The organism is Acinetobacter sp. CWB-G5 (assembly GCF_019209785.1).
Classification (GTDB): Bacteria; Pseudomonadota; Gammaproteobacteria; order Pseudomonadales; family Moraxellaceae; genus Acinetobacter; species Acinetobacter johnsonii.
Genome location: NZ_JAHUTF010000019.1, coordinates 1 through 13426 on the forward strand (window position 1 = coordinate 1; position 13426 = coordinate 13426).

General features: G+C 39.4%; 11 protein-coding genes and 3 pseudogenes. 8 read left to right on the forward strand and 6 right to left on the reverse strand.

The window, feature by feature from the left end:
- Nucleotides 1-120 precede the first annotated feature (120 nt).
- Nucleotides 121-279 (forward strand): annotated as a pseudogene (locus tag KVY11_RS16285) (NADH oxidase); the annotation flags it as partial.
- Nucleotides 280-330: 51 nt separating this feature from the next.
- On the opposite strand, the gene KVY11_RS16290 reads toward KVY11_RS16285, so the two are convergent.
- Nucleotides 331-771, reverse strand: coding sequence for a helix-turn-helix domain-containing protein (locus tag KVY11_RS16290; protein ID WP_218289544.1), 441 nt, complete (start codon nucleotides 769-771; stop codon nucleotides 331-333).
- Nucleotides 772-1088: 317 nt separating this feature from the next.
- On the opposite strand from KVY11_RS16290, the gene KVY11_RS16295 reads away from it, so the two are divergent.
- Nucleotides 1089-1958 (forward strand): IS982 family transposase, encoded by an 870-nt coding sequence (locus KVY11_RS16295; protein WP_218289553.1) that lies wholly within the window; start codon nucleotides 1089-1091, stop codon nucleotides 1956-1958.
- A 503-nt stretch (nucleotides 1959-2461) separates the two neighbouring features.
- Here the strand turns inward: KVY11_RS16295 and KVY11_RS16300 are convergent.
- Together KVY11_RS16300 and lipA are read right to left on the reverse strand one after the other, a co-directional pair.
- A complete protein-coding gene (locus KVY11_RS16300; protein WP_218289545.1) occupies nucleotides 2462-3553 on the reverse strand; it encodes a helix-turn-helix domain-containing protein in 1092 nt (363 codons plus the stop codon).
- 233 nt (nucleotides 3554-3786) lie between these two features.
- The gene (gene lipA / locus KVY11_RS16305) at nucleotides 3787-4761 is read right to left on the reverse strand and encodes a lipoyl synthase (RefSeq protein WP_218289546.1); all 975 of its coding nucleotides are present in this window, start codon (nucleotides 4759-4761) and stop codon (nucleotides 3787-3789) included.
- A gap of 341 nt (nucleotides 4762-5102) precedes the next feature.
- Here lipA and KVY11_RS16310 point away from each other — a divergent pair, with 341 nt between their 5' ends.
- Genes KVY11_RS16310 through KVY11_RS16335 form a run of 6 tightly spaced genes read left to right on the forward strand, consistent with a single transcriptional unit; the run spans nucleotide 5103 to nucleotide 11926 of the window.
- Nucleotides 5103-6065, forward strand: coding sequence for a thiamine pyrophosphate-dependent dehydrogenase E1 component subunit alpha (locus KVY11_RS16310; protein ID WP_218289547.1), 963 nt, complete (start codon nucleotides 5103-5105; stop codon nucleotides 6063-6065).
- A gap of 15 nt (nucleotides 6066-6080) precedes the next feature.
- Nucleotides 6081-7100, forward strand: coding sequence for an alpha-ketoacid dehydrogenase subunit beta (locus tag KVY11_RS16315; RefSeq protein ID WP_218289548.1), 1020 nt, complete (start codon nucleotides 6081-6083; stop codon nucleotides 7098-7100).
- Nucleotide 7101: 1 nt separating this feature from the next.
- Nucleotides 7102-8637, forward strand: coding sequence for a 2-oxo acid dehydrogenase subunit E2 (locus tag KVY11_RS16320; RefSeq protein WP_218289549.1), 1536 nt, complete (start codon nucleotides 7102-7104; stop codon nucleotides 8635-8637).
- Nucleotides 8638-8648: 11 nt separating this feature from the next.
- On the forward strand, nucleotides 8649-10049 hold the full coding sequence (gene lpdA, locus KVY11_RS16325; protein ID WP_218289550.1) for a dihydrolipoyl dehydrogenase: 1401 nt from the start codon (nucleotides 8649-8651) through the stop codon (nucleotides 10047-10049).
- An 11-nt stretch (nucleotides 10050-10060) separates the two neighbouring features.
- Nucleotides 10061-10846 carry an acetoin reductase gene (locus KVY11_RS16330; RefSeq protein WP_218289551.1) on the forward strand — a complete coding sequence of 262 codons (786 nt, stop codon included), beginning with the start codon at nucleotides 10061-10063 and terminating at the stop codon, nucleotides 10844-10846.
- Nucleotides 10847-10867: 21 nt separating this feature from the next.
- A complete protein-coding gene (locus KVY11_RS16335) occupies nucleotides 10868-11926 on the forward strand; it encodes a 2,3-butanediol dehydrogenase (RefSeq protein WP_218289552.1) in 1059 nt (352 codons plus the stop codon).
- Between the two features lie 336 nt (nucleotides 11927-12262).
- Here the strand turns inward: KVY11_RS16335 and KVY11_RS16340 are convergent, their stop codons facing one another.
- From KVY11_RS16340 to KVY11_RS16660, 3 genes and pseudogenes are all read right to left on the reverse strand, one after another.
- Nucleotides 12263-12499: a VF530 family DNA-binding protein gene (locus tag KVY11_RS16340; protein WP_003651786.1), complete on the reverse strand. Its 237-nt coding sequence runs from the start codon at nucleotides 12497-12499 to the stop codon at nucleotides 12263-12265.
- Nucleotides 12500-12820: 321 nt separating this feature from the next.
- Nucleotides 12821-13066 (reverse strand): annotated as a pseudogene (locus KVY11_RS16345) (alpha/beta hydrolase); the annotation flags it as partial.
- Nucleotides 13060-13179, reverse strand: a pseudogene (locus tag KVY11_RS16660) (site-specific integrase); the annotation flags it as partial. The pseudogenes KVY11_RS16660 and KVY11_RS16345, both read right to left, overlap by 7 nt.
- Nucleotides 13180-13426: the final 247 nt, after the last annotated feature.

Consider the following 13426-nt stretch of genomic DNA (forward strand, 5'->3'; position numbering starts at 1 on the left):
ATTTGATTGTTAGTATGCAACATGAGAAGTTACCTTTATTGATTGAGATTCGACACCTTTAATCAAAATCGGTAACTTCTTCTTTTTCAAGCTCTGTGTCAGATTAAGTCGGAACTAATACATATTATGGAAGTTCTTTGGTACACCCAACAACTTAACCGTATTGCTCAAGGTAAAGCACCAAAACCTAAAGAAAGCGGTTTATGGGCATTTATTAAGTCAGTTTTACGTAGTGGTTGGGGAACATATGCGACCCAACGTACCCGCATAAAATCATAACCCATTCGTTGACGCTATGAAAAAAGCACCCAGAATGGGTGCTTTTTAGCTTTATTCACCTTGTTGGCGAATAGGTCGTGTACCAATTTCGGCTCCTGTCACTTGATCAATCACAATAGGCTTAATTTCAGTCCCATTTTCAGCATCAAGAAACGTTACCATTTCTTCAGGATGTTCATAAGGCTTGTATTTACGCCCCCATGCACCAATCACAAACAGAACTGGTAGAAAATCTTGACCTGCTTGAGTGAGTACATATTCTTCACGTGGCGGATGTTCTGAATATTGTCGCTTTTCAAGTAGTCCTTCATCAACTAAAACAGACAAACGTTTAGTTAACATTGTGGGAGCAATGCCTAAATTTTTACGGAATTGGTCAAATCGAGTAAAACCTGCATGTGCATCTCGTAATATCAACATACTCCAAGCATCACCTAAAACAGACAAACTTCTGGCAATTGGGCAGATTTCAAGACTGGTATTTGTACTCATAGGGAATTAACAAACTTAAAAGTAACTACTATAATAATAGTAACATATTTTGCTTTATTAGGTTCTCATAAATTTTGTTATGTAAAACTTGAGATAAAGAAGAATAAAACTTACCATATCAGTATTAGTGAACTAAATTACAAATGTTATCTATTTAACTTATGTTCACCTATAATATAGTTCACAATTAAATTTATGTTTAATAAACAACAAATTTAATTACTTAACCCGAATCGCGGATAAGAAATTGACTTGAAAAATAAAGGAACTAGAGCCATCAGTTGAGTTACCACACAAAACTCACAGCCCTAGTCTTGATGTTCAATAGTCCCGAATTATTCTGCGTAATCGATGATTTCTTTCTTAAATTTGAAGCAACTTATTGGAAATTTCTCAAACAAAGTCGTCACTCTATAAGAATTCGACCAGCCCAATTGAGTCTCTCAGAAATCAATTTTATCGCCATTTGGTATAAGTGTTCTCATATCAACAATTTCAAAGCATTCTTTTCATGGTTGAAACAGGATAAAAATCATTTATTTAAAAATTTACCCTGCTACCAACGGATGGTTCACCTCATCAATATGCATCAATTGGCACTACATGCTTTACATGTCGCCTTAATGAAAGGCCAACGCAGCAAATATTTATGGGTTGATTCAACCACTTTACCTGTCTGTAAAAATCAACGGATTCAACGCCATAAATCATTAGCCAAAATTGCATCACGTGGTAAAAGCTCGATGGGCTGGTTTTATGGCTGTAAATTACATATCGCGATGAATCAATTGGGTGAAATAGCATGTTCTGCATTATCTAATGGACATGTGGCTGACATAAAAATGGTTGAGCATTTAGTTGAAGGCTTAGAAGCAAGGCTTTATGCGGATCGTGGCTATATCAGCCAAGACTTAAAAAGCAGATTAAAAAGTCAAGGTATTGATTTGATTACCTATCATCGAAAGAATATGCAGTCTGTTCAACTCTGTGTATCAGATGAATATCACTTAAAACAGCGCAATAAAATAGAAACGTTATTCAGCTTATTGAAAGGTCAATACAATTTAGTGACGAGTAAAGCACGTAGTATTCATGGATTTCTAAGTGGGATTTACGCATCGTTATGTGCATATCAATTCACCCAACGAAATAAACCAAAAATTCAAATTATGGAATCCTTGACTTAAACAGGATTCGAGTTACTTAGAGTACTAAAGTTATAACTTGTAAAATATTTGGTTCATGAACCTAGCTATGAATAGATATTTTCCTACTAAAAAGGTCTTAAGAATAGACTAAATTTGTCTAGAAGAGTGGGGGCTATTCACACCTCATTGAAACCCCTTTAAGAAAGGGGATGCCGATCCTCTATACCACCAACGGTGGGTGAAGCTTGTCAGCATTCTTAAATATTTATCGTCACCATCACGGCATAGACGTGCGCTTATGGTAAATCATACTTACATAACTTAGACCTATAAGATTTGGTGGTTTTAACTATTAAAGCTGTAGTAATGGCATGGATACACCTTGCAGCGACAAACTAGGTGTCAAAGCTGGGTAAGTGAATTACTAGACTTCACTGTATTTAGTTCTCAATTTTAAATTTTATTAAAGGAAGTATGAAAATCATACTTCCTTTTCAATCTGCTTCACAATAAAACTTTAGAGTTGAAGCAACAGATCAAATCTAAATCAGATTTGAAAAATAATTACGGTGGATACTGTCCTGTGGTAATAACTCTAATAAACGCTGTACCGCATCAATTCGGTCATGTGTTTGCCCAATAATTCTTAATAATTGATCGATATCCTTTATTTGATAGATCAACTGGCTTAAACGGGCATCAAAACAATGTCTCCAAGTACTTAGTAAAGGGCTATCTGATTTAGATAAAAAGCTCCCTTTATATAGCGAGAATGTACTGGAAATAAGATTTGCATTTAATGATTGTTCAGCACGTAAAAAATCACACTGGACTTCACAGCTAAGCCTATAAATCCGAGCCTCAATTGAATGAGGTAATAGGCTACGAAGTTGTGAAAGCTCAGCCTTTAGGGTTTTTAGGCTGACACTACGCTCACCATAAAGGGCATAGTGTAACTCTTCTAAGCCAATGCCATGGGGATGCAAAGCTAAAATGCAAAGTATTTCAATTTGACGGTGACTCAAGTTCAAGGTATGCCCATTAAATTGAACCCAAGGCGAGCCTAGCGCCTTAATGTATAAAAAATTTTGCTGTTCAAACTTTATGGCTCGTTGTATTAAATCCGCACAGCGCTCAACTGCAAGCAGCCCCAAAGGAGTATGTTTTTTATATTTTGTGGAAAGGTTAATAATGCCATGAAATTGCCCTGATGTCGGATCCCAGATCGGCGCGGCATAACAGACCCAATCTCGAACACTGTCCATTTGGTTTTCATGAGAATAGACACAACTTGATATTTGGCTGTTCAACGTCATACCAATCGCATTGGTCCCAACAGCCTGTGTAGACCAATGCCCACCCTCAATAAAATGAACCTGTTCGGCAGAAGAAAGCATTGCAGAACTACTCCATGTCCATAAGAGAGTCCCGTGATGGTCTGTAAGACCAATCGCCATATCTGAATCTTCCGCTATTTTGAGTAAGTCAGCATAATTATGTTGGATAGAGCGGCGAAATAAAGACGTTTTATCTTCTGGAGGTAAGGCTAAAACAGGGGCGGCATGCACAGTATGTTGATTAATTAAATGGGTTGTTTGCAGATTTTTTGCAAATGCGGTATTGAACAGGTTCATATCATATTCCTTTATGATGAGACTGTAATATTTTTAAATTTTAGAAATGAGTTTCCAAATTTATAGTCATTTACGTCATTTCTTCTTGCTTCAATTTTAAATGCTTTTATCTTTGCTTGGTTAAATCATATCTTTTGGCTTTACCAGTCCTTGAGTTACTTTAAAAGTGTTCTTATGAGCTGAAAATGACTATTTCCATCTGAAATGTTAATAAACGTAAATAGGATGAAAATTCATTCGCTCATGTAAGGGCTAGGCACAGCTTCACCATGATACTGACGGTCTGCAAAATAACTTGATCGTACTAATGGCGCACTCCAAATATTTTTAAACGCTAAGCGCTCCCCATGTATTTGATAATGCTTAAACTCTTGCAACGTAACAAAACGATGAATTGGCGCATGAGATTTAGATGGCTGTAAGTATTGACCGATTGTGACATAGTCCACTTGATAATCTTTCAAATCATTTAATAACACAATAACCTCAGCCTCGACTTCTCCTAAACCGACCATCAAACCACATTTCGTTGGAATTTCAGAACAGTAGTGTTTAAATTTTTTGAGTAAATCCAATGAGTGCTTATAGTCAGCGCCTGGTCGCATGGCTTTATACAGACGTGGAACGGTTTCAATATTATGATTAAAAACATCGGGTGGGTTTTGGCTCAGAATCTTCAGGGCAATATCTGCACGACCACGAAAATCAGGAACCAAAATTTCTATCAGAGTTTCTGGACTGGTTTGACGAATTTCTCGAATGCAATCTGCAAAATGCTGTGCGCCACCATCTTTTAAGTCGTCTCGATCAACAGAAGTAATCACGACATACTTTAAGTTTAAATTCTTGACTGTTTCAGCCAGATGCTTTGGCTCATTAGGATCTAGGATATTAGGACGACCATGTGCGACATCACAGAATGGACAGCGGCGAGTACAAATATCTCCCATGATCATAAACGTTGCAGTCCCTCCGCTAAAGCATTGTGGCAAATTAGGGCAGGCCGCTTCTTCACAAACCGTATGTAGTTTCTGTTGTCGTAATAAATCCTTAATGATTTGAACTTCCTCAGGTTGACTAATTTTAGTCCGAATCCATTCTGGCTTTTTCGGTGTCGTTTCTGTTGGAACAACTTTAATTGGAATACGCGCCATTTTTTCAGCGCCACGTAGCTTTTTTCCAGTTAATACTGTGTTATTTAAATCCATTACAAACACTCCATCGTTTAAAATAATTAATATAGATCCCGATATTAAATAAGCTCTTTTAGGTGCTTTAATAATATTAAAACAGTGCAAAAAACTTATCATATAAAATAAAGGTTGGTTAAAGGTTTGTTTTCATATGTGATTGAACTATTGTAAAATTTTAAAAAATTTTTAAGTTCATAACCTTCTGTTTTTAATATTTTTCCCATCTCTTAATGCATTATATTTTTTTAGTCTAATATGAAATTAAATAAAAATATATTTATATAAATATACGGTTTAAAAATCCAACCATTAATTTTTGGATTTTCTTTTAAGCGTAGTTAATAAGGAGCAAAGATATGCAATTAACGGAAGAGCAATTGCTAGCAGCATACAAAAGAATGCGCGACATTCGTGAATTTGAGGATCGACTTCACGATGAAAATAATACAGGTGATATTCCCGGTTTCATCCATTTATATAGCGGTGAGGAAGCTATTGCCGTAGGGATCTGTGAAAATTTAACAGACAAGGACTTCATTACATCAACGCATCGTGGTCATGGACATTGTATTGCTAAGGGCTGTGACATTCACGCCATGATGTTAGAAATTTTTGGCAAAGATGATGGTTTGTGTCGTGGTAAAGGCGGCTCAATGCACATTGCGGACTTAGATAAAGGCATGCTCGGTGCAAACGGTATTGTGGGTGGTGGTCCACCTTTGGCTATTGGGGCAGCTTTAAGTGCTAAAACACTGAAAAATGGTGGGATTGGTCTATCATTTACCGGTGATGGCGGGTCAAATCAGGGCTTAACTTTTGAAGCCATTAATATGGCTGTCGTGTTAAAGCTCCCTGTCATTTTTGTTTTTGAAAATAACGGTTTTGGTGAAGGTACTGCACATGACTATGCCGTAGGCAGTAAAGACATTGCAGGTCGAGCGGCAGGTTTTGGCTTACCTGCTGAAAAAGTAGATGGAACAGACTTTTTTGCTGTGTATGAAGTTGCACAAAAAGCCATTGAACGTGCCCGCTGTGGTGAAGGTCCGAGTGTGATTGAAACGGTAACCAACCGTTTTTATGGACATTTTGAAGGTGATCCGGGGCTTATTCGTTCCAAAGAAGAACTGGATTATGTCAAAGAACATAAAGACCCATTGAAAATATTCCGTGAAAAAGTCAAGGATAAAATTGACGAAGCCAAACTGGATGCGATTGATGTCCAGTCTAAAGCCAATGTAGACGATGCCGTTGCAAAAGCACGCGCAGCTAAGTACCCAGAAGTCTCTCAGTTACTTACTGATGTTTACGTCTCTTACTAAAGGAATAGTAGAAAAATGCCAAATAAAAGTTATCGAAACGCGATTAAAGAAGCAATTGAATTAGAAATGCGCCGAGATCCGAGTGTCATTGTGGTCGGTGAAGATGTTCGTGGTGGGCATGGTGGCAAAAATACCGATAACAATAAACTGGAAGGTTTTGGCGGTGTACTTGGTGTAACCAAAGGCTTATGGACTGAATTTGGTTCTGAGCGAGTCATTGACACCCCGATTACAGAATCGGCGATTATTGGTATGGCGGCAGGTGCTGCTGCAACGGGTTTAAGACCTGTGGCAGATTTAATGTTCATGGATTTTTACGGCGTGTGTTATGACATGCTGTATAACCAAGCGGCTAAATTCCGCTATATGTTTGGTGGCAAAGCCAAAGCGCCACTCGTTGTACGAGGCATGATCGGTGCAGGTTTTTCCGCAGCAGCGCAGCATTCTCAGTCGCCATATAACGTGTTTGCCTCAGTGCCTGGTTTAAAAGTGGTGGTGCCTTCAAGTGCCTATGATGTGAAAGGGTTGTTGATTCAAGCCATTCGAGATGATGACCCAGTAGTATTTTGTGAACACAAATTGTTGTATGACATTAAGGGCGAAGTGCCAGATGAAGCCTACACTATTCCTTTTGGTGTCGCAAATTACACCCGTGAAGGCACTGATATTACCATTATTGCCTTAAGCTTGATGGTGCATCGTGCCAATGAAGTTGCGGATAAGCTCGCAAAAGAAGGCATTTCGGTTGAAGTGGTTGACCCTCGAACCATTTCTCCATTAGACGAAGATGGCATTTTAGAATCAGTGGCGTCAACAGGTCGCGTAGTGATTGTAGATGAATCTGCGGCGCGTTGCGGTTTCGGACATGATGTGGCTGCACTCATTGCACAGAAAGGCTTTCATTATCTTAAAGCACCAATCGAGTTAGTCACTCCACCACATTCACCCGTACCATTTTCACCAGTATTAGAAAAAGAATGGCTACCCAGTGTAGAACGCATCGAACAGGCTGTACGTAAGACGTTGGAGGCTTAGGATGAGCGAAATTAAAACTTTAGAAATCCCAAAATGGGGTTTGTCCATGGAAGAGGGTACGATTGCCCAATGGCTGATTGAGGAAGGTACGCAATTTAGTAAAGGACAGGAAATTTGTGAAATTGAAACCACAAAAATCGTCAATGTTCTTGAAGCACCTTTTGATGGCTTGCTACGCAAAATTATTGCTAAAGATGGTGACACTCTGGTCGTAGGTGGAGTTATTGCAATTTGTGCAGACGCTCAAGTTTCAGATACAGAAGTTGAAGCATTTGCACAGTCCTTAGGTGGAACACCTGCTGTAACAGAAAATAAAGCGGTAGCAGCGGTTCCTGAAAAAGTAGCTGTAGCTCAAGTTGAAACCAAAGTGCAAGCTGCTCCTAAACAGAACAGTGTTGGTAATGGATCAAAAGCGGTGACTCAGGGCGGATATTCTATTCCTGCTGCGTTACAAGGCTACCAACAAAGCGATGATATTTTTGCAACGCCACATGCCTTGAAATTGGCTGAAAAGCATAATGTAAACTTGTCTCAGATTACGGGTTCTGGACGTGAAGGTCGTATTAGTGTTCAAGATATTCAGACCGCAGTTCAAGCTGCTGGTGGTTCTTGGCCAGATGTGCGTCATCAAGCCAGTACCAAAGCCGCGAAATCTAAAGCAGATGATAGTGATGTTCTAGCGACACCTGTTGCCCGCCGTTTGGCAAGACAATGGGGCATTAATTTGCATGATTGTCGTGCATCGGGTTCACGTGGACGAGTCTGTAAGGAAGATGTTGAAGCTGTATATCAACGTGAAAACCCTGTACAAGCTCAACATGCTGATCATGCGCATCCAGCAGAGTCCGCAAAATTCACTACTGTAGCTATGAATGGTATGCGTAAAGCAATTGCTTCGCGCTTACAGGCTGCGAAACGCAATGCACCACATTTTCGCTTAACGATAGACTTAAATGTTGAGTCGGTTCAGGCTTTGCGTCAGCAAATTAACAGTACCGTACCGCAAGTCAAGCTGTCCATTAACGATATGCTGATTAAAGCTGCTGCTGCCGCACTGATCAAAGTTCCACAGGTCAATGTTCAGTTTGATGAAGAAAATCAGCAAATTTTACAGTTTGAACAGGCGGATATTTCGGTTGCTGTGGCAATCGAAAACGGACTGATCACGCCAATTATCAAAGCAGCGAACCGTAAATCTTTGGTACAAATTTCCAATGATATGCGTGATCTGGCGACACGTGCCAAAACTGGAAAATTAGCACCTGATGAGTTTCAAGGTGGTAGTTTCAGTATTTCCAATTTGGGAATGCTTGGTATTCAACAGTTTGATGCCATTATTAACCCACCTCAAGGTGCAATTCTGGCCTTAGGTGCAGCTGAGAAACGTGCTGTCGTCGAAAATGATGAGATTGTTGTTCGTCAAATGGTGACAGCAACATTGTCTTGTGATCATCGTGTGATAGATGGTGCGTTGGGTGCTCAATTCCTATCGGCGTTTAAGCAGTTTGTCGAAAATCCTGCATTAATTTTGGTGTAGGAGGAACAGCCATGTCGGATACACAATTTGATCTTGTGGTTATTGGTGCTGGTCCTGGAGGGTATGTCGCTGCGATTCGCGCAGCGCAACTGGGATTAAAAACGGCAATCGTTGAGAAACAACACTTAGGCGGAGTGTGTCTTAATTGGGGGTGCATTCCAACCAAGGCATTATTGAGCGGGGCTGCGCTTGCGCAGCAGCTCAAACATGCAGAGCAGTTTGGCTTTACTCTTAACGCGGTTGATTTTGACATTCAAAAACTGGTCCGTCATAGCAGACAGGTTTCTGAGCAACTGGTGCAAGGTATCGGGCAATTATTGAAAAAGAATCAAATCACTGTTTTTAATGCAGCAGCCCAGTTTGTTGCCAAAGAGCGATTAGAGCTTACAGATGCGAAGGGTCAAAAACAGCAGATTTTTGCACCGCATATTATTGTCGCAACAGGTGCACGTGCGGCCAATTTGCCTCATATTCCTGTAGATGGCCATCAGGTCTGGAGTTATAAAGAGGCTTTAGTTCCAGAACAATTACCAAAATCTTTACTGGTCATTGGTTCGGGTGCTATAGGCAGTGAGTTTGCAAGCCTATACCAAGACTTAGGCTGCCAAGTCACCTTGGTTGATATCGCAAAGCAGATTCTCCCTAGCGAAGACATTGAAGTTGCGAAGTATGTACAAAAGCAATTTGAACAGCAGGGTATGCGGGTTTTAACCGAAGCAACGGTAAAAAAAATAGAAACTGATCAGGCTCAAGTACATTGCCATATTGAAACTGCCACAGGTGTGCAAATCATTAGTGTTGAAAAGGTGCTTTCAGCTATTGGCGTGAAACCGAATGCTGAAAATCTTGGCCTAGAAGCTTTGGGTATTGAATTTGAGAATGGTTTTATTAAAGTCGACCCATGGTGTAAAACCAATGTAGTGGGCGTTTATGCAATTGGCGATGTCGCAGGTGCACCATGTTTGGCGCATAAAGCCAGTCATGAAGCTATTCTCTGTGTGGAGAAAATTGCAGGACTAAGTCATGTACATGCTTTAGATCGTACACAAATTCCAGGCTGTATATTTACTCATCCCCAAGTGGCCAGTATTGGTTTAACAGAGCAGAAAGCGAAAGCTGCGGGCTTGAATATCAATGTTGGTAAGTTTCCTTTACACGCCAATGGTAAGGCATTGGCTTTGGGCGATAGCGCAGGATTTGTTAAAACCATTTTTAGTCAGGAAACGGGTGAATTATTGGGTGCTCACATGGTCGGACATGAAGTTACCGAACACATTCAAGGTTTTGCCATCGCAAAATACCTAGAAGCTACGGATGAAAGCTTAGCACAGGTCATTTTCCCTCATCCTACTTTGTCTGAGGCGATGCATGAGTCGGTATTGTCGGCGATGCAACGTGCAATCCATATTTAAGGAGTCTCAACATGCCTAGAGGTTTAAACAATAAAGTTGCACTAATTACGGGTGCGGCACAAGGCATTGGACGCGGTATTGCCTTACGTTTAGCACAAGAAGGTGTTCATATTGCCTTGGTCGATCTTCATCAAGAAAAGTTAAATGCAGTTCAAAAAAAGGTGGAAGCCTTTGGCGTAAAAGCCACCACATTTATTGCGGATATTTCAGATCCAATACAAGTAAGTCATGCAATCGATCATGCCGAATCGACACTTAATAGTTTTGATATCATGGTCAATAATGCAGGTATTGCACAAGTCAAAGCTTTGTCAGAAGTAACGCCGAGTGAATTTAACCAAATTATGAACATCAATGTCGGTGGCGTACTTTGGGGGATTCAAGCCGCAGCAAATAAATTTAAACAACGCCAACAGGCTGGAAAAATTATTAATGCATGCTCAATCGCAGGTCATGAAGGTTTTGCTTTGCTCGGTGTTTATTCGGCAACTAAATTTGCAGTTCGTGCATTGACGCAAGCTGCGGCTAAAGAATATGCCAGTGCTAAAATTACTGTAAATAGTTATTGTCCGGGTGTTGTGGGTACAGACATGTGGGTCGAAATAGATCAGCGGTTCTCTGAAATTACAGGTGCACCAATTGGTCAAACGTATAAAAAATATGTAGATAGTATTGCTTTAGGACGTGCTGAAACACCAGATGACGTGGCTGCATTAGTTACATTTTTAGCCAGTGAGGATGCAAACTACATTACAGGTCAGTCTATTTTGACAGATGGTGGAATGGTTTACCGTTAACATCAATATAAGGAATACAAAATGAAAGCAGCTCGTTTTTATGACCGAGGGGATATTCGAATTGAAGATATCCCTGAACCGAAAGTACTTCCAGGCACAGTTGGAATTCAAGTTGCGTGGTGTGGTATTTGCGGTACAGATTTACATGAATTCATGGAAGGTCCTATTTTTATTCCACCTTGTGGTCACCCACACCCAATTTCGGGAGAATCTGCACCTGTAACAATGGGACATGAATTTTCAGGCGTGGTTTATGCAGTTGGAGAGGGTGTAGACGATATCCAAATTGGGCAACATGTCGTAGTTGAACCCTACATTATTGCTGACGATGTGCCGACTGGCCCGAATGATAAGTATCATTTATCAAAAAATATGAACTTTATTGGTTTAGGTGGACGTGGTGGCGGTCTTTCTGAAAAAATTGCAGTTCAACGACGTTGGGTACATCCTATTTCAAATGATATTCCCTTAGACCAAGCAGCGTTGATAGAACCTTTATCTGTCGGTCATCATGCTTATGTCAGAAGTGGTGCAAAAGCTGGCGATATAGCATTGGTTGGTGGAGCAGGCCCTATAGGCTTACTTTTATCAGCCATTTTAAAGGCCAAAGGTCTCACAGTCATCATTACTGAGCTGAGTGCAAAACGTAAAGAAAAAGCGATAGAGGCTGGCGTTGCAGATTATGTATTAGATCCCTCCCAAGTTGATGTGGTTGATGAAGTAATGAAAATTACTGAAGGCCGCGGTGTAGATGTCGCTTTTGAATGTAGTAGTGTCAATAAAGTCATGGATACATTGGTGGCTGCAATGAAACCAACTGGTGTGGTTGTTATCGTTTCTATTTGGAGCCATCCTGCCACAATTAATGTACATAGTGTGGTGATGAAAGAGCTAGATATTCGTGGCACGATTGCTTATGTAAATGACCATCAGGAAACCATCCGTTTAATCGAGCAAGGTAAGATTAATTTAGAACCTTTTATTACTCAACGTATTGCATTAGATGATCTTGTTTCCAAAGGCTTTGAAACGCTGATTCATAATAATGAGTCTGCAGTAAAAATTATTGTTCATCCATAGTAAAGCCTAATTTGAACGACTAATTTGAATAAGCTAGAAATAAACTCTATGTCTATGTAGCTATTTCTAATATCTTTATCGATAGGGAATGAGTCTGTACCTACAGATTCATTCTCAAATTTACAGTGTTGAGTGCCAGTATGATTTTGATCATACAGCCTAGTAAAGATAGAAAATAAGTTTTTAAATAAACCATAGGGATATAGACTAAATTTTGCTAGGAGAGTGGTGGCAGTCCACCACCAATTAAAAGGTGTCTACAAAATCATTGGCTATTCAATAAGTTTAGTTTACTGCTTGGTATAAAATATTAGGCTGAGGTTGGGGTTTTGAAAGCTACGATTTCTGTTTGGCTTTTTGGCGTAAGACATACAAATATAAGCTTTCTACTTTTTCACGTGCCCATGGTGTGGTACGTAAAAATCGCAATGATGACTTAACACTTGGATCTATGCAAAAACATCTAATTTCAATTTTACGACTTAAGCCTTCAAAGCCACCGTAGTAATCTAATAATTCATCCAAAATGTCAGCAAGTTTTTTGCCGTGTAGAGGGTCATTGGAGGCGTTCATAATAGATCAACCATATTTTGGGAGGCCATCATTATAACCTGAGCTAGTTGAAAAATGAGAGGGTTGGAATTTAAACGTAATTAACATAGAAAATTACAGCTTATTTTCTAGTTAACTTTTTTCTAAATATAAATTAGTCAAATTCTAATAATTAGGTAGCCATTGTAGTACATTGCAAACAACATGGTAGTACATCTGCCTAATGCAATCAGAATAAGGCTAACTTTATTTTTCGTTCTCATCATGGTTGGGCAATAATATGGACTTTCAATTAAAAAAGCCAAGTTGATTTGAGCCCACTCAACTTGGCTAAACTAAAGATTACTTCAAGTTTTTAGTAAAGAAATCAGTTAATTTTTTAAAAGGGATTACATCAACACGATCATATAGATCAACGTGTCCTGCACCCTTAACGTAGTACAACTCTTTAGGCTCACCAGCACGTTTATAGGCATCTTCACTGAACTCTTTGGAATGCGCTTGATCACCAGTAATAAACAGCATTGGGCGAGGTGAGATAGTTTCTATATCATTAAAAGGATAGAAGTTCACAAATCTAACTTCATTGTGTACAGCATGGGGTACAAACATGGACAAGATGAATCCAGATCAAATAAAAGAATAATTTGATTTTCGTTTGAGACTTTCTTTTCTAAATGAATTGTTTTTAAAGCAAACATAGTAAAGTTTATGAAGTATTCTTGAGGTCAACATATCATATTTTATAAGTGAAATAGAAATCACTTAAGTTATTGAATTGTGGTTTAAGTAGGAAGGATATGAAGTTATGATTGGGTGTATCGAATTTAACATAAAATTACGTTATGCGACATCGAGCGCAAAAAGGAAAAGGGCATATAGCCCTTTTTTTTATTTTTCTACGAAAATATTTTTAGTCGTCTTTCCCAAGAACTTCACTTCTGTACC